This window comes from Pseudomonas sp. PA-5-4B (genome assembly GCF_021606215.1).
Lineage (GTDB): Bacteria > Pseudomonadota > Gammaproteobacteria > Pseudomonadales > Pseudomonadaceae > Aquipseudomonas > Aquipseudomonas edaphica.
The window spans coordinates 1-21,202 of sequence record NZ_WKDB01000079.1 but is presented as its reverse complement, the minus strand read 5'-3'; the positions used below and the strand labels follow the sequence as shown (position 1 = coordinate 21,202).

Below are 21,202 nucleotides of genomic sequence, written 5' to 3'. Positions count from 1 at the left end.
TAGACTCGGATCATCACCTATGTCATTGCCCACGCCCCAACGTCACACGCTGCACACAACCCTGGCACCGATGTTCGGTTTCCTCGCCGCCGGCAGTGTTGCGCCGACCGCCTGGGCCGATGCGCCGGCCGCCACGCCGAATGATTCGGTGGTAAGCCTGCCGCAAATCAAGGTCGACGGCCAGGAAGCCACCTCCACCTTCAAAGTCGACCGCGTGACCTCGGCCAAAATCAGCCAGCCGCTGCTCGACGCCCCGCAAAGCGTGACCATCGTGCCGCAGCAGGTGCTCAAGGAGCAGAACGCGCAGACCTTGCAGGAAGTGTTGCGCAACGTGCCCGGCATCACCTTCATGTCCGGCGAAGGCAACCTGGGCTGGGGCGATCTGTTTTCGATCCGTGGGTTTTCCTCCGAGCAAAGCCTGACCGTCGACGGCGTGCGCGACGCGGGCATGTCCACACGCACCGACACTTTCAACCTGCAACAGGCCGAAGTGTTCAAGGGCACGGGTTCGATCGAGTCCGGCGTTTCCGCCGTGGGCGGCAGCGTCAACCTGGTGAGCAAAGAAGCGCACCTGGGCGATGCCAACAAGGTGTCCGCCGGGATCGGCACCGACAGCTACCGTCGCCTCACCGCCGACCTCAATAAACAGCTGACCGACACCGCCGCCGTGCGCATCAACCTGATGAAGCACTACAACCAAGTGGCCGACCGCGACGACGTGGACTACGACCGCTGGGGCATCGCCACCTCGTTCGGCTTCGGCCTGGGCACCGACACGCGCTTTTTCGTCGACACCTTTTACCAGAAAGATACCAATACGCCGGACGGCGGCGTGCCGATCCAACGTGGCACCGACGGCCACCGCATGCCTGGCGTCAAACGCTCCGACTGGTACGGCGACTCCAGCCTTTATACCCAGGAGAACGAAACCACCTCGCTGACCGCCCGCTTCGAGCATGACTTTGACTGGCACGACGCCTACCTGCGCAACCAGACGCGCTGGGAACGCAGCGACAACTTCGCCGTGCTGTCGCCGGCACGCTTCTTCGTCGCCGATGCCAGCGGTAAAAAAACCTGCACCGGCGCCCGCTGTGCGACCTTGGGCTACACCGGCGTAGGGCCTATCAGCCAAGTGCCCGGCAGCACGGTGAATGCCTACACCGACTACGTGAACAACAGCAACACCGGCCACGGCATCCTGCGGGGCGGCGATTTTGGCCTGTCCAAGCGCTACACCATCCTGGATAACCAGACCGACTTCAGCTTCACGTTCAACACCGGCAGCCTGCAGCACGCCGTGGTCAGCGGCCTGGAGTTCTATCACGAGACCTACGGCGGCCTGAAACGCAACGCCGAAGTGCCGGCCGGCGATCTGCTCTTCAACATGAACGACCCCAGCCACAGCTTCGCCAGCACCTACGTGACCAAAGGCGAAGGCGACCCGCGCTCGGTGATCGATAACGCCGGTGTCTACGCGGGCGACACCGTCACCCTCAACGAGCAATGGCAAGTGCTCGGCTCGCTGCGCTACGACAACTGGCGCGCGCAAACCAGCCAGCGCGGCCAAGCCGACATCAGCAGCACCGACGGCGCAGTGAGCGGTCGCGTCGGCGCGGTGTACAAGCCATTGCCGAACGGCAGCATCTACGTGTCCTACAGCGAGGCGGCGCAACCGTCGGCGCTGGGCGCGTCCACCAACAACCAGATCTACGGCGCGTCCACCACCAGCAACTACAGCCCGGCCAAGTCGAAAACCTACGAGATCGGCACCAAGTGGGACATTGCCCACGACAGGCTCAATGTCACGGCGGCGATCTTCCGCACCGAACTGGACAACGCCTGGGAATACCAGGACGGCGAATCCGCCCCGGTGCGCGCCCTGCCCGCCAAGCGTGTGGACGGCATCGAACTCGGCCTGCAAGGCAACATCACCCCGCGCTGGACCGTCTACACCGGCTTCTCGGCGCTCAAAAGCACGCAGACCAAAGGTATCAATAAAGGCGCGGAAGCCAAGAACGTCCCCGACCTGACCGCCAACCTGTGGACCACCTACGCCGTCACCGACGCCCTGAGCCTCAGCTACGGCGAGCAATACGTGGGCCGTCGCCGCTACAGCGACAACAAGGATGTGGGCGGTTTGAACAACAACAGCAGCTACGCCAACGGCCCGTCCGGCGTGTATGCGATCTACACCCGCGACCACGAAAAAGCCCCGGGTTACTGGCTGAGCAACCTGGCGGCGCAATACAAGGTGAACAAGGACACCACGGTCAACCTCAACCTCAACAATGTGTTCAACACGTTCTATTACAGCCAGGTCGGCGCGTCCCTCGACGGCTTCCAGCTCTACGGCATCCCAGGTGCCGGTCGCACGCTCACCGCCAGTGTCGATTATGAATTCTGATTGCCCCTCACCCGGAGTCCTTTCCATGTTCAAACCTCGTAACGTGCTTAAGCTCGGCGTGCTGTGCGCCGCGCTGGTCCTCGGCCACGCCGAAACTGCCGCTGCCCATGAAGTCACCGACGTGTTGGGCCGCAAGGTCGAGGTCAAAGACCACGTCAAACGTGTGGTGCTGGGCGAAGGCCGCTTGATTTCGGCGTTTGCCTTGCTCGACAAGGACGCGCCGTTCCAGCGCATCGTCGGCTGGCAGAACGATTTGAAGCTGCTGGACCAGCACACTTACAACGCCTATGTGGCGAAGTTTCCTACGGTCAAAGACATCCCGTTGATCGGGCAAGCGTCGGAGCAGAGTGTCAGTGCTGAGGAGATTCTCTCGCTGAAACCGGATCTGGCGGTGTTCAGCATTTCCGGCCACGGCCCGACCGAACACAGCGCGGTGGCAGACGTGCTGGCCAAAGCCGGCATCCCGGTGTTGTTCGTCGACTTTCGCATCAACCCGGTGCAAGGCACCCACACCAGCATGAACGCGCTGGGCCAGGCCTTGGGCCGCGAAGCCCAGGCCAAGGCGTTCCTGGGTTTCTATGACCAGCACATCAAGGCTATCACCGACGCCGTTGCCACCTTGCCTGCCGCCGGCCCGCGCCCGAGTGTGTTCCTCGAATTGCTCGCCGGTGCCTGGCAGGCACCGGGGCACACCACCGGCAAAAGCGGCATGGGTGAAGTGATCAAGCTGGTCGGCGGGCGCAATATCGCCGCCGAGGTGGTGCCGGGTGCGCTGGGGGATATCAGCGTTGAATACGCGCTCAAGGCCGACCCGGATGTGTACGTGGCCACCGGCAACCACAAGCCTGGGCTGATTCTCGGCGCTGGCGTGAGCACCGATGAAGCCCGTGAGGCGTTTGATCATGTGCTGGCGCGGCCGGAGTTCGCCAACCTGCGTGCCATCCGCCAAGGCAATGCCCACGGCCTGTGGCACGATTTCTACAACTCGCCATACAACCTGCTGGCGATTGAAGTATTGGCCAAATGGGTACACCCGGAACTGTTCGCCAAGCTCGACCCGCAAGCGACTATGAAACAGATCAACCAACAGTTTTTGGGGATGCCGCTGCAGGGTGCTTACTGGATTGACGCCAAAACCAAGTAACCCCAGCGCCATGCACAAATGCAGGAATGCAGGAATGCAGGAATGCAGGAATGCAGGAATGCAGGAATGCAGGAATGCAGTCAGTGTGGGAGCTGGCTTGCCTGCGATAGCAGTGTGTCAGTCACTGAATTAATCGACTGGCACACCGCAATCGCAGGCAAGCCAGCTCCCACATGTGGATTTTCGTTGTTTTCAACATTGTGTGAGCCCCATGACCACTCAAACCCTCGACCTTGCCAGCGCCACTCACGGCTATCGCCGTTTGCTGGCCCGGCGTACCTGGCTGCTGGCGCTGCTCGGCATCGCGCTGGTCTGCGCCATTCTGGTGGACCTGGCCAGCGGCCCGTCGGGCATGGGCCTGCTGGCGTTGCTCGACGGCATCCTGCATCCGTCGCACCTGAGCGCCACCGACCAGGTGATCATCTGGAACGTGCGCCTGCCCTACGCGCTGATGGCGGTGCTGGTGGGTTGCGCGCTGTCGCTGGCCGGGGCCGAGATGCAGGCGATCCTCAATAACCCGCTGGCCAGCCCGTTTACGTTGGGCGTGTCGTCGGCGGCTGCCTTGGGCGCCTCGCTGGTCATCGTGTTTCCGGTGACCACGCTGTGGGTGTCGGCCAACACCGCGATTTCCATCTCGGCGTTTATCTTTGCCGCCGCCTCGGTATTTTTGCTGCAAGCCATGTCACGCCTGCGCGGTGCGGGCGTGGAAAGCCTGGTGCTGTTCGGCATTGCACTGGTGTTCAGTTGCAACGCCGTGGTGGCTTTGCTGCAACTGGTGGCCACCGAAGACGTGCTGCAACAATTGGTGTTCTGGACCTTGGGCAGCGTGACCCGCGCCAACTGGGACAAGCTCGTCATCCTCGCCTTTGTGGTTGCCGTGGTGCTGCCGTTTTCCTTCGCCGCCGCGCCGCGCCTGACCCTGCTGCGCATGGGCGAAGACCGCGCACAAAGCTTTGGCGTGGATGTGAAGCGCCTGCGGTTTTTCTCGTTGCTGCGCATCAGCCTGCTGTCGGCCACTGCCGTGGCGTTTGTCGGCACCATCGGCTTTATCGGCTTGGTGGGGCCGCATATCGCGCGGATTCTGGTAGGTGAGGATCAACGCTTCCTGCTGCCCGCCAGTGCGTTGACCGGCGCCTTGCTGCTGGCGCTGTCGTCGATTGCCAGCAAACTGATCATGCCCGGCGTGATTGTGCCGGTGGGCATTGTCACCGCCTTGGTGGGCGTACCGATTTTTGTGGTGTTGGTGTTCAAGCGCGGGAGGCAGTTATGAGTGCGGGCTTATCGGTACACAACGCCACTATCCGCTACGGGCGTCGGCAGATCGTGCATGAGCTGAGCTTGCCGACCCTGCCCCACGGCAGCCTCACCGCCTTGATCGGCCCTAATGGCGCGGGTAAATCCACGCTGCTGCGGGCCATTGCCGGGCTGGAAAAGATGCAAGGCGTAGTAAGGCTGGGTGACCTCGACCTGTCAGCCATGTCGGTGGCCGAGCGTGCGCGCCGCGTGACTTACATGCCGCAAAACCTGCCGCCGGGCCTGAGCCTCAGCGTGATGGAAAGCGTGATCGCCGCGCTACGTGTGGCCAATGTGGCCGGCATTGCGCTGTCCAGCGAGGCCTGCCTGGGCGAAGCCTTCGAAGCGTTGCAGCGTATCGGCATCGCGCATTTGGCCGATCAGCTGCTGAGCACGTTGTCCGGCGGCCAGCGCCAATTGGTCGGCCTCGCCCAGCTGATTGCGCGTCACCCGCAAGTGATGCTGCTAGACGAACCCACCAGCGCGCTCGACCTTAATTACCAATTAAAAGTCATGGACTGCGTGCGCACGCTGGTGCGCGAACACAATTTGATCGCCGTGGTGGTGCTGCACGATATCAACCTGGCTGCACGCTTCGCCGACCATATTGCCGTGCTGCGCCAGGGCAGGTTGTACGCCAGCGGCGTGGCGGATGAGGTGCTCGACCCGGCGTTGTTTGCCGAGGTCTATGGCGTACAGGTGCGCATTGAGCGCTGCTCGCAGCAGTCATTGCAGGTGTTGGTCGATAGCGCGGTGTGATTGGCTTCTAAGGTTAGACGCAAATGTTTGATTGAATTATTGCCCCTTGATCATCACCTATAGAGACAGGCATTCGCTCATTTGGAGAGCTTCATGATCGACCTGTACTACTGGACCACCCCCAACGGTCACAAAGTATCGCTGTTCCTGGAAGAAGCCGGCCTGCCCTACGAGGTGCACCCGGTCAACATTGGCCAGGGCGAGCAGTTCAAGCCGGACTTCCTGAAGATCGCTCCCAACAACCGCATCCCGGCCATCGTCGATCACAGCCCGACCGACGGCGGCGCGCCGATTTCGCTGTTCGAATCCGGCGCGATCTTGCTGTACCTCGCGGAAAAAACCGGCCAATTCATTCCAAAAGACCTGCGCGGCCGCCAGGAAGCGCTGCAATGGCTGTTCTGGCAAATGGGCGGGCTGGGGCCGATGGCGGGCCAGAATCATCACTTCAGCCAATTCGCACCGGAAAAGATTCCTTACGCGATCAAGCGCTATGTGGACGAAACCGCGCGCCTGTACGGCGTGTTGGACCGACGCCTGGCGGACCGCGCGTTCGTGGCGGGTGAGGACTACAGCATCGCCGACATGGCGATCTACCCGTGGATCGTTTCCCACAAGTGGCAGAGCCAGCGTCTGGAGGACTTCCCGCACGTGCAGCGCTGGTTCAACAGCATTAAGGAACGGCCGGCGACGGTGCGGGCGTATGAACTGGTGCAGAAAGTGAATCCGCCAAAATCCTGATCTATGTGGGAGCTGGCTTGCCTGCGATAGCATCACCTCGGTGTAACTGACACACCGAGGCGTCAGCATCGCAGGCAAGCCAGCTCCCACATTGTTCTCTACCGGTCTCAAGATCTCACGCTTAACCCAAACTCCTGCTTGCGTCGTTTCGCCGCGCTCACTAACGTAGCGCCTTTAATGACGCTACCCCCCGCAGGAGCTTTGCCATGGCCTCGCCAGCCCTCTCACACTTTATCCCCCGGTTCGGCGTTGCCGCGGCAGTGGCCAGTGCTTTAAGCCTGGCCGGTTGCCAGCTCCAGAGCACCCAGGACACCCTGCCGCCGGTGGCCGGTGTGCAACCGATCAAAGGCCTGGCACAGAATGTGTCGGTGCGCCGCAATGCCCAGGGCATGCCGTTGATCGAAAGCAACACCTTCCATGACGCGCTGTTCAGCCTCGGTTATGTACACGCCAGCGACCGCATCACGCAGATGGTCACTTTGCGCCTGTTGGCCCAGGGCCGCCTGGCGGAAATGTCCGGCCCGCAAGTGCTGGATGTCGACCGTTTCATGCGCGCGGCCAACCTGAAAAAAAGCGCCGGCGAGCTGTACAACGCTTCGTCGCCGCGCCTCAAGCGCTTCTTTGAAGTGTATGCCCGTGGCGTCAACGCCTACCTGTTCCGCTACCGCGACAAGCTGCCGCCGGACCTGGCCCAGACCGGCTACAAGCCCGAGTACTGGAAGCCGGAAGATTCGGCGCTGCTGTTCTGCCTGCTGAATTTCAGCGAGTCGAGCAACCTGCAGGAAGAACTCTCGTCGCTGGTGCTGGCGCAGAAAGTCGGGGCCGACAAGCTCGCCTGGCTGACGCCGAGTGCGCCGGACGAGCCGATCCCGATGGACGAAGCCGACAAGCTCAAGGGCGTGAACCTCGGCCAGATCACCGGCCTTGCGGGGCTCGAAAGCGTCGGCCAGCAGTTGAACAGCCTTAACGCACTGGCCGTCACCACCTCCAACAACTGGGCCATCGGCCCGCAACGCAGCCGCAGTGGCAAAAGCCTGTTGGCCAGCGACCTGGCAGCCCAGCCACAAGCACCGTCGCCATGGAACTACGTGCAGATCCGTGCCCCGAAATACCAGGCGGTCGGCGTCTCGATTGCCGGTTTGCCGACCCTGCTGTCCGGCTTCAACGGCAAAGTGGCGTGGAGCATGAGCGCGGTAAAAGGCGACACCCAGGACCTGTTCCTGGAGAAGGTCAAACGCCAAGGCAGCGCGTTGTACTACGAGAACAACGGCAAATGGCTACCGGCCGTCGTGCGCAACGAAACCTACTTCGCCAAGGGCCAGCGGCCGATTCGCGAAGTGGTGTACGAAACCCGCCACGGCGCCCTGCTCAACAGCAGCCAGGCACTCACCACCGGGTTCGGCCTGGCCCTGCAAGCCGCCGACCTCAAGGACGACAAGAGCCTGGACGCGTTCTTCGACCTGTCCCGCGCCCAAAGCGCCGGCAAGGCCTCGGACGCAACCCGGGAAATCCGCGCCATCGCCCTCAACATGATCTTTGCCGACGCGAGCAGCATTGGCTGGCAAGTCACTGGCCGCTTCCCCAACCGTCGCGAAGGCGAAGGCCTGCTGCCCTCGCCGGGCTGGGACGCGCGCTTTGACTGGGACGGCTACGCCGACGCGATGCTGCACCCTTACGATCAGGACCCGGCCCAAGGCTGGATCGGCACGGCCAACCAGCGCACCGCGCCACGCGGTTATGGCATGCAGTTGTCCAATTCCTGGGACGCCCCGGAGCGCAGCGAGCGCCTGGCACAACTGGCCAACGCCGGCAAGCATGACAGCCGCAGCATGATCGCCATGCAGTACGACCAGACCACCACGTTTGCCGCCAAGCTCAAGACCATGTTCCAGGCGCCGGGTATGGCCCAGCCACTGAAACAGGCAATCGATGCGCTGCCGGCAACCGAAGCTGTGAAGGCACGCGAAGCGCTCAGTCGCTTGATGGCGTTTGATGGCCGCCTGGCACCGACCTCCGCAGACGCGGCGATCTATGAGTTGTTCCTGCAGGAAAGCACCAAGCAGATCTTCCTCGACGAACTCGGCCCGGAAACCAGCGCCAGCTGGAAAGCCTTTGTCAGCAACGCCAACCTGTCCTATTCCGCCAACGCCGACCACCTGCTGGGCCGCGAAGACAGCCCCTTCTGGGACGACGTGCGCACCGCGCAAAAAGAAGACAAACCGGCGATCCTCGCCCGCAGCCTTGCCGCCGCCATCACCGCTGGCGACAGCCAATTGGGTGGCGATCACAAGGCCTGGCAGTGGGGCAAACTGCACACCACCACCTGGAAAAACACCAATGGCCAGGTGATCCGCGGCCCGTTTGCCAGTGGCGGCGACCACAACACCCTGAACCCGGCGCCGTACAGCTGGGGGCAGGATTTTGTCACCACCCAAGTGCCGGCGCTGCGCATGATCGTCGACTTCAGCCAAATCGAACCGATGATGGGTCAAGGTGGCATCGGCCAATCCGGCAACCCGGCCAGCCCGAGTTATGCGAACGGCATCGATGCGTCGCTCAAGGCGCAATACCTGAGCTTCCCGATGCAGCCGCAGAACTTTGACACGGTGTACGGGAAAACCCGCTTGACCCTCACACCCGGCAAGTAACCCGGTTCCCGCTGAGGGAACCGGATAGAAAGGTGGGAGCTGGCTTGCCTGCGATAACAGTGTGTCAGTCACTAATTAATCGACTGACACACCGCAATCGCAGGCAAGCCAGCTCCCACATTTGATCGCCTGCATTTAGATAGAACTTCTCAAGTCTCGCTCCCCTCATACCTGATAAGCCCACTGCCCCGGCACGCCCATGGACCTTGTCATCGCCCGCCCCGAAGGCCTCTATTGTACTGCGGGAGATTTCTACATCGACCCATGGCGCCCGGTGGACCGCGCCGTCATCACCCACGCCCATGGGGACCACGCCCGCACCGGCAACCAGCATTACCTGGCCGCCGCTCCCGGCGAAGGCATCCTGCGTTCGCGACTGGGCCAGGACATCAACCTGCAAACCCTGGCCTACGGCGAAAAACTCATCCACCACGGCGTCACCCTGAGTTTCCATCCCGCCGGGCATGTGCTCGGTTCCGCGCAGGTGCGCCTGGAATACCAGGGCGAAGTCTGGGTAGCCTCCGGCGACTACAAAGTCGAACCCGATGGCACCTGTGCGCCCTTTGAGCCGGTGCGTTGCCACACCTTTATTACTGAATCCACCTTCGGCCTGCCGATTTACCGCTGGCAACCCCAGGCGCAGATTTTTGCCGGCATCAATGATTGGTGGCAGGCCAATATCGCGGTCGGCAAAGCCAGCGTGTTGTTCTGTTATTCCTTTGGCAAAGCCCAGCGCATCCTGCATGGCATCGACGCCAGCATCGGCCCGATTCTCAGCCATGGCGCGGTGGAACCGCTGAACCGCTTGTACCGCGAGGCCGGCATCTATATCCCCGAAACCTTATATGCCGGGGACTTCAAAAAGACTGACCCATTGCTGCGTCAGGCACTGATCATTGCGCCGCCGTCCGCCGGTGGCAGCAGTTGGATCAAGCGCTTCGGCGACTACAGCGACGCCTTCGCCAGCGGCTGGATGCGCCTGCGTGGCACGCGACGGCGGCGCGGTGTGGACCGAGGCTTTGTGCTCTCGGACCACGCCGATTGGCCCGGACTGCTGTGGGCCATCGCACAGACCGGCGCCGAACGGGTGATGGTCACCCATGGTTCCGTAGGCGTTTTGGTACGCCACTTGCGGGAAAAAGGCCTGGATGCCCAGGGTTTCACCACCGAATACGGCGATGACGAAGAAGAGGCCACGGCATGAAAGCCTTCGCCGAGCTGTACGCCAACCTCGACGCCACCACCTCCAGCAACGCCAAGCTGGCCGCGCTGCAAGCCTACTTCCGCCAGGCGCCACCCGAAGATGCGGCCTGGGCGGTGTACTTCCTCTCCGGCGGGCGGCCCCGGCAATTGGTGCCGACCCGTCTGCTGCGCGACATGGCCACCGCAGCATCGGGCATAGAACCTTGGTTATTCGAAGAAAGTTACCAGTCGGTAGGCGACCTGGCCGAGACCATTTCCCTGTTGTTGCCCGAATCCTCCTATACCTCGGAAGACGGGCTTGCAGTGTGGCTGGAGGAAAAGCTGCTGCCCCTGCGTGGCCTGCCGCCGCTGGAATTGGCCGAACGCCTGCCGGCGTTATGGGCGCAGCTCGATCAGCCGAGCCTGATGGTGTGCATCAAATTGATCACCGGCAGTTTTCGTGTCGGCGTGTCCAAACTGCTGGTCACCCGCGCCCTCGCCGCCATGGCCGACCTAGACAGCAAACGTGTGGCACAACGCTTGGTGGGCTACACCGATTTGTCCAACCGGCCTACGGCCGAAGGCTACCTCAAACTGATCGCCGCCGAATCGTCCGACGAGCATGCGCAACGCGGCGGTCAGCCGTATCCGTTTTTTCTGGCCCATGGGCTGGCGCAACCGGTGGAGCAGTTCGACGCCTTGCTCGGCGCACCCGCCGACTGGCAGGTGGAATGGAAGTGGGACGGCATTCGCGCGCAACTGGTCAAGCGCGACGGTCGCCTGTGGGTCTGGTCGCGCGGTGAAGAGTTGGTCACCGAGCGCTTCCCCGAACTGCACAGCCTGGTCAGCGGCCTGCCGGATGGCACGGTGATCGATGGTGAAATTGTCGTGTGGAAAGACGCGGTGCAACCCTTCGCGCTGTTGCAACAGCGCATCGGTCGCAAAACCTTGAGCAAAAAGGTCCTGGAGGATGCGCCCGTCGCGGTCCTGGCCTATGACCTGCTGGAGCATCAGGGCGACGATTGGCGCAACCACACCCAGGCCGAGCGCCGCGTCCAGCTTGAGCAAGTGATTGCGCAGTGCAACCAGCCCGTGCTGTTGCCATCGCCCTTGCTGACGGGCGCGAGCTGGAAGGACCTGGCGGAGCAACGCGAAGACTCTCGCCGCCTCGGCGTGGAAGGCATGATGCTAAAAGCCCGCGATGGCCTGTACGGCGTGGGCCGCACCAAGGACATGGGCGTGTGGTGGAAATGGAAAGTCGACCCGTTCAGTGTCGATGCCGTACTGATTTACGCCCAGCGCGGCCATGGCCGCCGCGCCAGTCTGTACAGCGACTACACCTTTGCAGTGTGGGACGGCCCGCCCGGCACTGAACGCACGCTGGTGCCATTCGCCAAGGCTTATTCAGGGCTGACTGACGAAGAAATGCGCAAGGTCGACGCCATCGTGCGCAAGACCACGGTGGAAAAATTCGGCCCGGTCAGCAGCGTGACGCCGAGCATGGTGTTTGAGCTGGGGTTTGAGGGGATTGCCTTGTCCAAACGCCACAAGAGCGGGATTGCCGTACGGTTTCCCAGGATGTTGCGGTGGCGGCAGGATAAGACAGTGGAAGAAGCCGACAACCTCGGCACGTTGCAGGATTTGTTGACCTGACCCCTTCCCCCCAAACACTGCAAAACCCTGTGGGAGCCGGGCTTGCCCGCGATGGCGGTGGGTCAGCTTAGAGAGATTGGGCAGACACACCGCTATCGCGGGCAAGCCCGCTCCCGCATTTTGAATTTCATTTGCTTCAAAATGGTGCGCTGAATTTTCCATGCCCATTTTCGGGCATCTCCTACACTCACATCTCCCTTATCCCACCTTTTAAAACACTCATTCGGAACTATGGTGCAGAAATTGCTACTTGTGATCCGTCTGACACCGTTCAGTAACAGTCCTAACCGCGCCACAAGCGCTTATCTTGGTTTCCAGGGATTACATAATGAAAAAAGCATTGCTGACCCTTTCTGCACTGGCTCTGTGCATGGCTGCTGGTACCGCGCTGGCCAAGGAATACAAGGAATTGCGTTTTGGTGTCGATCCTTCCTACGCGCCATTCGAGTCCAAGGCCGCCGACGGCAGCCTCGTAGGCTTCGATATCGACCTGGGCAATGCGATCTGTGCCGAGCTGAAAGTGAAGTGCAAGTGGGTTGAAAGCGACTTCGACGGCATGATTCCAGGCCTCAACGCCAACAAGTTCGACGGCGTGATTTCCTCGATGACCGTGACCGAAGCCCGTGAAAAGGCGATCGATTTCTCCAGCGAGCTGTTCTCCGGCCCGACGTCCCTGGTGTTCAAAAAGGGCGCGAACTTCTCCACGCCTGAGTCCCTCAAGGGCAAATCCGTGGGCTACGAGCAAGGCACCATCCAGGAAGCCTACGCCAAGGCCGTGCTGGACAAAGCCGGTGTGACCACCAAGGCCTACGCCAACCAGGACCAGGTCTACGCCGACCTGACCTCGGGCCGCCTGGATGCTTCCGTACAGGACATGCTGCAAGCCGAACTGGGCTTTTTGAAGTCGCCAGCCGGCGCTGACTACGAAGTCAGCAAGGCCATCGATGACCCACTGCTGCCATCCAAAACTGCGGTCGGTATCAAAAAAGGTAACAAAGACCTCAAGGCCTTGCTCGATAAAGGTATCAAAGCGTTACACGATGATGGCACCTACGCCACCATCCAGAAGAAACACTTCGGCGACCTGAACCTCTACAGCGGTAAATAACACCCCGGCGCCCACCGGTTTGCGGTGGGCGCTTTTTTATCGCCATTAGGTCCTGAATTCATGTTTGAAGATCTTTTGCAAACCCTGGGGCTGGGTGCCTTCAGCTTGAAGGGGTTCGGCCCGCTGTTGCTGCAAGGTACGTGGATGACCGTGAAACTGTCGGTCGCCTCCCTGGCCGTCAGCGTCTTGCTCGGCCTGCTCGGCGCCAGCGCCAAACTGTCCAGCGTCAGCCTGATCCGCATCCCCGCCCAGCTCTACACCACCTTGATTCGCGGCGTGCCCGACCTGGTGCTGATGCTGCTGATTTTCTACAGCCTGCAAATCTGGCTGACCGGCTTTACCGACTTTATGGAATGGGACTACATCGAGATCGACCCATTCAGCGCCGGGGTCATCACCCTGGGCTTCATCTATGGCGCCTATTTCACCGAGACGTTTCGCGGCGCGATCCTCGCCGTGCCGCGTGGCCAGCTGGAAGCGGCGACCGCCTACGGGCTCACGCGCGGGCAGCGGTTTCGCTTCGTGACCTTCCCGCAGATGATGCGCTTTGCCTTGCCGGGCATCGGCAACAACTGGATGGTGATGCTCAAGGCCACCGCGCTGGTGTCGATCATCGGTCTGGCGGACCTGGTCAAGGCCGCGCAGGATGCGGGCAAGAGTACTTATCAGCTGTTCTATTTTCTGGTCATCGCGGCGCTGATCTACCTGCTGATCACCAGTGCATCCAACGTCGTCCTGCGCTGGCTTGAGCGCCGCTACTCCGCTGGGTCCCGGGAGGCCGTGCGATGATCGAACTTATCCAGCAATACTGGCGGCCTTTCCTTTATAGCGACGGTCAGCACATCACCGGGCTGGCGATGACCATGTGGCTGCTCAGCGCGGCGCTGGTGATCGGCTTTCTGGTCTCGATTCCGCTGTCCATCGCCCGCGTTTCGCGCAAACGCTCCATACGCTGGCCGGTGCAGTTCTACACCTACCTGTTTCGTGGCACGCCGCTGTATATCCAACTGTTGATTTGCTACACCGGCATCTACAGCATCGCCGCCGTGCGCGCGCAACCGGTGCTGGATGCGTTCTTTCGCGACGCGATGAACTGCACCATTCTGGCCTTCGCCCTCAACACCTGCGCATACACCACGGAAATTTTCGCCGGCGCGATCCGCAGCATGGCTCATGGCGAAGTCGAAGCGGCCAAGGCTTACGGCCTGAGCGGTTGGAAGCTGTATGCCTATGTGATCATGCCCTCGGCCCTACGCCGCTCGCTGCCCTACTACAGCAACGAAGTGATCCTGATGCTGCACTCGACCACGGTGGCGTTTACCGCGACGGTGCCGGACATTCTCAAGGTGGCGCGGGATGCCAACTCGGCCACCTACATGACCTTTCAATCATTCGGCATCGCCGCGCTGATCTACCTGACCGTGACCTTCGCGCTGGTCGGGCTGTTTCGTCTGGCGGAACGTCGCTGGCTGGCCTTTCTCGGGCCGAGCCACTAAGGAGTCGTCATGCGTCATCAGGTGCATGAACTGATCGCGCCGGTGCCGGGCACGGCGCGGCAGGTTCACAGTTTCCACTTCGGCCCGGAACAGGCTGAAGGCAAGATCTATATCCAGTCATCACTGCATGCCGATGAGCTGCCGGGCATGCTGGTGGCCTGGCACCTGAAGCTGCGCCTGGCGGAGCTGGCGGCGGCTGGGCGCCTGCGCAGTGAGATCGTGCTGGTGCCCATCGCCAATCCGGTGGGACTTGAGCAGGTGTTGATGGACATTCCGTTGGGCCGCTACGAGCTGGAAAGCGGGCAAAATTTCAATCGCCTGTTTGTCGACCTCAGTGAGGAGGTCGGCAATCAGGTCGAAGGCCTGCTGGGCGACGACCCCACGCACAACGTCGAGCTTATTCGCGACGCCCTGAGCCTGGCCCTTGCGGCGCAAACGCCTGCTACCCAGCTGCAATCCCAACGCCTGGTGTTGCAACGCCTGGCATGCGATGCCGACATGGTGTTGGACCTGCATTGCGACTTTGAAGCCGTGGCGCACCTGTACACCACGCCCGAGGCATGGCCGCAGGTGGAGCCGCTGGCGCGCTATATCGGCTCGGAAGCCAACTTGCTGGCGACCGACTCCGGCGGGCAGTCGTTCGACGAGTGCTTCACGCTGGTGTGGTGGCAGTTACAGCAACGCTTCGGCGAGCGCTTCCCGATCCCGATGGGCAGTTTTTCGGTGACCGTCGAACTGCGCGGCCAGGGCGACGTCAACCACGGCCTGGCGGCGCTGGATTGCCAGGCGATCATCGATTATCTGACTCACTTCGGTGCCATTAAAGGTGACGCGGCGTCACTGCCCGAGCTGCCCTACCCGGCCACGCCGCTGGCGGGCGTGGAACCGGTGGCCACGCCGGTCGGCGGCTTGCTGGTGTTCAGCGCCCTGCCCGGTGAATACCTGGAAGCCGGGCAACTGATCGCCGAAATCATCGACCCCATTACTGACCGCGTAACGCCTGTGCACTGCAAACATGCCGGCCTGCTTTACGCCCGTTCGCTGCGGCGCATGGCCACTGCCGGCATGGTGATCAGCCATGTTGCAGGCACGCAAGCCTACCGCAGCGGCTACCTACTTTCGCCTTGAGGATGCACGCCCCATGTACAAATTGACCGTTGAAGGCCTGCATAAAAGCTATGGCGACAATGAAGTGCTCAAAGGTGTCTCGCTCAAGGCCAACACCGGTGATGTGATCAGCCTGATCGGCGCCAGCGGCTCGGGCAAAAGCACCTTTTTGCGCTGCATCAACTTTCTGGAAACGCCCAACGACGGCGCCATGACCCTAGATGGTCAGCAGATCCGCATGGTCAGCGATCGCCATGGCATGCGCGTGGCCAACGACGCCGAATTGCAACGCCTGCGTACGCGGCTGGCGATGGTGTTCCAGCACTTCAACCTGTGGAGCCATATGAGCGTGCTGGAAAACATCACCATGGCACCGCGCCGGGTACTGGGTTGCAGCAAGAAGGACGCCGAAGACCGTGCCCGTCGCTACCTGGATAAGGTCGGGCTGCCGGCACGCGTGGCCGATCAATACCCGGCGTTCCTTTCTGGTGGCCAACAGCAACGGGTGGCCATCGCCCGCGCCCTGGCCATGGAGCCGGAGGTGATGCTGTTTGACGAACCCACCTCGGCCCTCGACCCCGAACTGGTCGGCGAAGTGTTGAAAGTGATCCAGGGCCTGGCCGAGGAAGGCCGCACCATGATCATGGTCACCCACGAGATGAGCTTTGCGCGCAAGGTGTCGAACCAGGTGCTGTTCCTGCACAAGGGCCTGGTGGAAGAGCAAGGCACGCCCGAAGATGTGTTGGGCAACCCGAAGAGCGAGCGCCTGCAGCAATTTCTGAGCGGTAACTTGAAGTAAACCTTTGCGACGCCTGGAGGGTCTCTGACATAGAGCCTCCAGAGCGTCAGCTGCCGAATGGCAAAACCCCTCGATTTCGCCAAAACATGGTTTGCCACCAAGGGCTGGAAGCCGTTCGCCTTTCAAAAAGCCGTGTGGGCGGCGGTTAAAGACGGCCAATCAGGCCTGCTGCACGCCAGCACCGGCGCGGGTAAAACCTATGCGCTGTGGTTTGCCGCCCTCAACCGCTTTGCCGTCACTCGCCCGCCCGCCACCGGTAAACGCAAAGCGCCCGCTGAGCCACTGACGGTGTTGTGGATCACGCCCATGCGAGCCTTGGCCGCCGACACGGCGCGCGCCCTGGAGGCGCCACTGGCGGCACTGGAGATTCCATGGAGTGTCGGCCTGCGTACCGGCGACACCAGCAGCAGCGAACGCGCGCGCCAAACCCGGCGTCAGCCCACCGCGCTGGTGACCACGCCGGAAAGCCTGACATTGATGCTCGCGCGTGCCGACAGTGAGACCAGCCTGGCGCACCTGCGCATGGTGATCGTGGATGAGTGGCACGAACTGATTGGCAACAAGCGTGGCGTGCAACTGCAACTGGCGTTGGCGCGCTTGCGGCGTTGGCATCCGGATTTGATGGTGTGGGGGATTTCCGCGACCTTGGGCAATCAGTCTCACGCCCTTGAGGTTCTTGTCCCACAAGGCGGTGGGATCAATGTGCAGGGGCAGACGGCTAAAGAACTGAAGGTCGACACCTTGTTACCGCCGACCACCGAGCGATTTCCCTGGGCTGGCCATATCGGCTTGAAGATGCTCCCGCAAGTGGTGGCCGAAGTGGACGCCAGCAGCAGTTGCCTGGTGTTTACCAATACGCGGGCACAGTCGGAGATCTGGTACCAGGCGTTGCTGGAGGCGCGTCCGGACTGGGCGGGCGTGATTGCCCTGCACCATGGCTCGCTGTCGCGTGAAACACGCGACTGGGTGGAGCGGGCCCTGAAAGACGGCCAGCTCAAGGCCGTGGTGTGTACCTCGAGCCTGGACCTGGGTGTGGATTTCCTGCCAGTGGAGCGCGTGCTGCAAATCGGCTCGGCCAAAGGCGTGGCACGCCTGATGCAGCGCGCCGGGCGCTCTGGTCATGCGCCAGGCAAGCCATCACGGGTGACGTTGGTGCCAACCCATAGCCTGGAACTGGTGGAAGCCGCCGCCGCCCAGGACGCGATAGCGCAGCGGCGCATCGAAGCTCGCGAATCGCCCTACAAGCCATTGGATGTGCTCGTACAACACTTGGTGAGCATGGCCCTGGGCGGTGGTTTTACCCCGGATGCGCTGTTGGCGGAGGTGCGTGATGCCTGGGCTTATCGTGACCTGACTGACGCCGACTGGGCCTGGGCGCTGGGGTTTGTGCGCCATGGCGGCCTGTCGTTGACGGCCTATCCGGATTACCGCCGAGTGGAACCCGACGAGCATGGCGTGTGGCGCGTGCCGGATGCACGCCTGGCGCGGCGTCATCGCATGAGCGTGGGCACTATCGTCAGCGATGCGAGTATCCAGTTGAAATTCTGGAGCAAGGGCGGCGGCGGCAAGAATCTGGGCAGTGTCGAGGAAGGTTTTATCGCCCGGCTCAAGCCTGGCGACGGTTTTTTGTTTGCAGGGCGTTTGCTGGAGTTGGTGCGCGTGGAAAACATGACCGCGTATGTACGGCGCAGCACCGCGAAAAAGGCTGCCGTGCCGCGCTGGAATGGCGGGCGCATGCCGCTATCCAATGAATTGGCGCAGGCGGTGGTCGAGCGCTTTGATGCAGCCGCCCACGGGCACTTCGATGGCCCGGAGATGCGGGCGGTGCAACCCCTGTTACAAACCCAGTTGCGCTGGTCTGGCCTGCCGACACGTGCGTACTTGCTGGCGGAAGCCCTGAAGTCGCGGGAAGGCTGGCACCTGTTTCTCTACCCGTTCGCCGGTCGCCAGGTGCATCTGGGGCTGGCGAGCCTGCTGGCGTGGAGGGTCAGCCAAGGCCAGCCGGTGACCTTTTCGATTGCGGTGAATGATTACGGGCTGGAACTATTGAGCGCTACGCCGGTGGACTGGCCGGTTGTGTTGAATCAAGCGTTGCTAAGCCCAACGAACTTACTGTTGGACGTGGCGGCCAGCTTGAATGCCGGTGAGCTGGCGCTGCGCCGCTTTCGCGAAATCGCCCGCATCGCCGGGCTGGTGTTTGCCGGTTACCCTGGCGCGCCGAAAAGCACACGGCAGGTGCAGGCTTCCAGCGGCTTGTTCTTTGAGGTGTTCAAACAATACGACCCAGAGAACCTTTTGCTGACCCAGGCCGGAGAAGAAGTCCTGCGTGATGAGTTGGATATTCGTCGGTTGGAAGAGACATTGCGTCATTTGTCGGCGCTGAAACTCGACCTGCACATGATCGAACGGCCGACGCCGCTGGCTTTTCCACTGCTGGTTGAGCGAATGCGCGAGAGCATGAGTTCGGAGAAGCTGTCCGAGCGTATTGCACGCATGGTCAAGGACCTGGAAAAAGTCGCGGATACCGGGAAACGTTGATGCATTATTCGCTGACGCTTGAGGGTGAGGAGTTGTGGCTGCTGGCGGAAAAGGCGATTTACTGGCCCGCCCGCCAGTGCCTGCTGATCGCCGATGCGCATTTTGGCAAGGCCTCGGCGTATCGCAGCCTCGGGCAACCGGTGCCGCAGGGCACCACTACCGACAACCTGCAGCGCCTGGACCGCCTGTTATCGGCCCTACCGTGCGCGCAGGTGATCTTTCTCGGTGACTTCCTGCACGGCCCGGGTTCGCACGCCAGCGGCACCCTGAGCGCCTTGAGAACCTGGCGCGAGCGCAATCACGCACTGAACCTGACCTTGATTCGCGGCAATCACGATAAACGCGCTGGCGACCCGCCTGCCGACTTGAGGATTGAAGTGGTGGCCGAGCCGCTATTGATGGGGCCATTTGCATTGCAGCATGAGCCGGATGCCCATCCCAGCCAGCATGTGCTGGCCGGGCATGTGCATCCTGTGTACCGGTTGCGCGGCAAAGGTCGGCAGAGTTTGCGTTTGCCGTGCTTCCAGATCGGCTCGAAGATCAGCTTGCTGCCGGCATTCGGAGCTTTTACCGGCGGTTACTCCGTAGAGAAAAGCGACGATCGGCGAGTGTTTGTGATCGGCGATCAAGACGTATGGCCGGTGTGCTGAAGCGCCAGCCATGTCTTTTGATAAGTCAGGCGACAGGCGCGGGAGGCGGCTCATCGGGAAGGACTGGCTCACCGGGCTCGGTGGGCTGCTGCGGCCAATCTTCGTCAGGTTGGCCAGGGATGCCACCCGCATACGCTGGGTCGGCCATCAGGGACCAGGCCAGAACACCAATCTGGTTGGGTTCAAGCCGGGCGAGTTCGGCGCTGATTCGCGGGTCGATCTTCATAAAGTACTCCTCAAGCGTGGCTCGGCGCGTTTTGCACGCACCGAGGCAGTACACCCAATAGAGTCACTTCACGCAGACTAATTCCCTTTGCGTGTAAGACCTTTCGATCAAGCGCGTGGGAGAGTAACGCCACGCTGGCCCTGATACTTGCCGGCGCGGTCTTTATAAGACACTTCACAGGCTTCGTCGGACTGCAGGAACAGCATCTGCGCCACGCCTTCGTTGGCGTAGATCTTTGCCGGCAAGGTGGTGGTGTTGGAGAACTCCAGGGTCACGTGGCCTTCCCACTCCGGCTCAAGCGGCGTCACGTTAACGATGATGCCGCAGCGCGCGTAGGTGCTTTTACCCAGGCAGATGGTCAACACGTCACGTGGAATACGGAAGAACTCCACGGTGCGCGCCAGGGCAAAGGAGTTTGGCGGAATGATGCACACGTCGCTTTTAACGTCGACGAAGCTCTTTTCGTCGAAGTTTTTCGGATCGACGATCGCCGAGTTGATGTTGGTGAACACCTTGAATTCATCGGCACAGCGTACGTCGTAGCCGTAGCTGGAAACACCGTAGGAAATCACGGGAGCCGCGCCTTCGCCACGGATCTGGCGTTCAACGAAAGGTTCGATCATGCCGTGTTCTTGCGCCATGCGGCGAATCCACTTGTCCGATTTGATGCTCATGGCGGGTGTCCTGAATAGCGAGGTGGAAAAATTCTGTTGGGCATCTTACCGGGGCTGGCCCTGGGGTTCAAAGGGCGCAGGGCATTTGTTGATGAATGTGCAGCCGTCTATAAGCGGCAGCCAGCGGGGCCGGGCCCCACATTACAGTGCCAGGTGACTGTAAATACCACCGCCAGTCACGAAAATAGAGAAACCTTCGGAAATACCATTGGCACGTCCCGGAAAAAGGGTTAAGGTGGCGCCACTGTGCTGCTTGTGTCACTGAGAATCTCTACACGATATGTTGAATTTCGATCCAACCATCTCCAAGAATTTTTCCTGCTCTTTGCACTCAGTCTCGGCCAGGGCTTTTCCTGAGTCGCAGTTAACTTTGTCCAAGGAGATACACCATGTCTAATCGCCAAACTGGTACCGTTAAGTGGTTCAACGATGAAAAAGGCTTCGGCTTCATCACTCCACAATCCGGTGACGACCTGTTCGTTCACTTCAAAGCTATCCAATCCGACGGCTTCAAAAGCCTGAAAGAAGGCCAACAGGTTTCTTTCATCGCTACCCGCGGTCAGAAAGGCATGCAAGCTGAAGAAGTTCAAGTTATCTAACTTGTACTGACTTAGTCGAAAAAACCCCGCCCTTAAAAGCGGGGTTTTTTTATGCCTGGGATTTAGTCCCGGCACCCAGGTAATACCAGGCACAAAAAAATGTGGGAGCGAGCTTTATGTGGGAGCTGGCTTGCCTGCGATACAGACACCTCGGTGTATCAGGTACACCGAGGTGATGCTATCG

Annotated in this window: 18 protein-coding genes; 16 read left to right on the top strand and 2 right to left on the bottom strand. The window is 61.2% G+C overall.

All coding sequences use genetic code 11. The features are described from left to right. The first annotated feature begins 19 nt into the window (after positions 1-19). The 15 genes from GIW28_RS26665 to pdeM all read left to right on the top strand — a co-directional run bounded on the left by GIW28_RS26665 (position 20) and on the right by pdeM (position 19,519). Positions 20-2,404 carry a TonB-dependent receptor gene (locus GIW28_RS26665; RefSeq protein WP_236447341.1) on the top strand — a complete coding sequence of 795 codons (2,385 nt, stop codon included), beginning with the start codon at positions 20-22 and terminating at the stop codon, positions 2,402-2,404. A 25-nt stretch (positions 2,405-2,429) separates the two neighbouring features. After that, complete coding sequence (locus GIW28_RS26660; protein WP_176991275.1) at positions 2,430-3,548, top strand: ABC transporter substrate-binding protein; 1,119 nt, start codon at positions 2,430-2,432, stop codon at positions 3,546-3,548. A 211-nt stretch (positions 3,549-3,759) separates the two neighbouring features. Next, entirely contained in the window at positions 3,760-4,818 is a 1,059-nt protein-coding gene (locus GIW28_RS26655) for a FecCD family ABC transporter permease (RefSeq protein WP_236447340.1), read from the top strand. After that, positions 4,815-5,600, top strand: coding sequence for an ABC transporter ATP-binding protein (locus GIW28_RS26650; protein ID WP_236447339.1), 786 nt, complete (start codon positions 4,815-4,817; stop codon positions 5,598-5,600). The genes GIW28_RS26655 and GIW28_RS26650 overlap by 4 nt, the downstream gene beginning before the upstream one ends. Before the next feature lie 93 nt (positions 5,601-5,693). Beyond that, positions 5,694-6,338 carry a glutathione S-transferase N-terminal domain-containing protein gene (locus GIW28_RS26645; RefSeq protein WP_017137177.1) on the top strand — a complete coding sequence of 215 codons (645 nt, stop codon included), beginning with the start codon at positions 5,694-5,696 and terminating at the stop codon, positions 6,336-6,338. A gap of 206 nt (positions 6,339-6,544) precedes the next feature. Beyond that, the gene (locus GIW28_RS26640) at positions 6,545-8,986 is read left to right on the top strand and encodes a penicillin acylase family protein (RefSeq protein WP_236447338.1); all 2,442 of its coding nucleotides are present in this window, start codon (positions 6,545-6,547) and stop codon (positions 8,984-8,986) included. 199 nt (positions 8,987-9,185) lie between these two features. Beyond that, the gene (locus tag GIW28_RS26635) at positions 9,186-10,190 is read left to right on the top strand and encodes a ligase-associated DNA damage response exonuclease (protein WP_236447337.1); all 1,005 of its coding nucleotides are present in this window, start codon (positions 9,186-9,188) and stop codon (positions 10,188-10,190) included. Beyond that, positions 10,187-11,821: an ATP-dependent DNA ligase gene (locus GIW28_RS26630; protein ID WP_236447336.1), complete on the top strand. Its 1,635-nt coding sequence runs from the start codon at positions 10,187-10,189 to the stop codon at positions 11,819-11,821. The genes GIW28_RS26635 and GIW28_RS26630 overlap by 4 nt, the downstream gene beginning before the upstream one ends. A 328-nt stretch (positions 11,822-12,149) precedes the next feature. After that, positions 12,150-12,929, top strand: a complete 780-nt coding sequence (locus GIW28_RS26625) for a transporter substrate-binding domain-containing protein (protein ID WP_017137173.1) — start codon at positions 12,150-12,152, stop codon at positions 12,927-12,929. Between the two features lie 60 nt (positions 12,930-12,989). Further along, positions 12,990-13,718 carry an ABC transporter permease gene (locus tag GIW28_RS26620; protein WP_017137172.1) on the top strand — a complete coding sequence of 243 codons (729 nt, stop codon included), beginning with the start codon at positions 12,990-12,992 and terminating at the stop codon, positions 13,716-13,718. Then, the gene (locus tag GIW28_RS26615; protein WP_017137171.1) at positions 13,715-14,425 is read left to right on the top strand and encodes an ABC transporter permease; all 711 of its coding nucleotides are present in this window, start codon (positions 13,715-13,717) and stop codon (positions 14,423-14,425) included. Before GIW28_RS26620 ends, GIW28_RS26615 begins: the two co-directional genes overlap by 4 nt. 9 nt (positions 14,426-14,434) lie before the next feature. Continuing rightward, complete coding sequence (locus GIW28_RS26610) at positions 14,435-15,553, top strand: succinylglutamate desuccinylase/aspartoacylase family protein (RefSeq protein ID WP_236447335.1); 1,119 nt, start codon at positions 14,435-14,437, stop codon at positions 15,551-15,553. A gap of 13 nt (positions 15,554-15,566) precedes the next feature. After that, a complete protein-coding gene (locus GIW28_RS26605) occupies positions 15,567-16,331 on the top strand; it encodes an ABC transporter ATP-binding protein (RefSeq protein ID WP_236447334.1) in 765 nt (254 codons plus the stop codon). Between the two features lie 57 nt (positions 16,332-16,388). Next, positions 16,389-18,869: a ligase-associated DNA damage response DEXH box helicase gene (locus GIW28_RS26600; protein WP_236447333.1), complete on the top strand. Its 2,481-nt coding sequence runs from the start codon at positions 16,389-16,391 to the stop codon at positions 18,867-18,869. Next, complete coding sequence (gene pdeM / locus GIW28_RS26595) at positions 18,869-19,519, top strand: ligase-associated DNA damage response endonuclease PdeM (protein WP_138452024.1); 651 nt, start codon at positions 18,869-18,871, stop codon at positions 19,517-19,519. Before GIW28_RS26600 ends, pdeM begins: the two co-directional genes overlap by 1 nt. A gap of 25 nt (positions 19,520-19,544) precedes the next feature. On the opposite strand, the gene GIW28_RS26590 is transcribed toward pdeM, so the two are convergent. Both GIW28_RS26590 and dcd read right to left on the bottom strand, forming a co-directional pair. Next, positions 19,545-19,745: a hypothetical protein gene (locus GIW28_RS26590; RefSeq protein ID WP_017137167.1), complete on the bottom strand. Its 201-nt coding sequence runs from the start codon at positions 19,743-19,745 to the stop codon at positions 19,545-19,547. 107 nt (positions 19,746-19,852) lie between these two features. Further along, the gene (gene dcd, locus GIW28_RS26585; RefSeq protein ID WP_017137166.1) at positions 19,853-20,419 is read right to left on the bottom strand and encodes a dCTP deaminase; all 567 of its coding nucleotides are present in this window, start codon (positions 20,417-20,419) and stop codon (positions 19,853-19,855) included. 389 nt (positions 20,420-20,808) lie between these two features. Between dcd and GIW28_RS26580 the strand changes: the two genes are divergently transcribed. Next, entirely contained in the window at positions 20,809-21,018 is a 210-nt protein-coding gene (locus GIW28_RS26580; RefSeq protein ID WP_002554837.1) for a cold-shock protein, read from the top strand. Positions 21,019-21,202 lie beyond the last annotated feature (184 nt).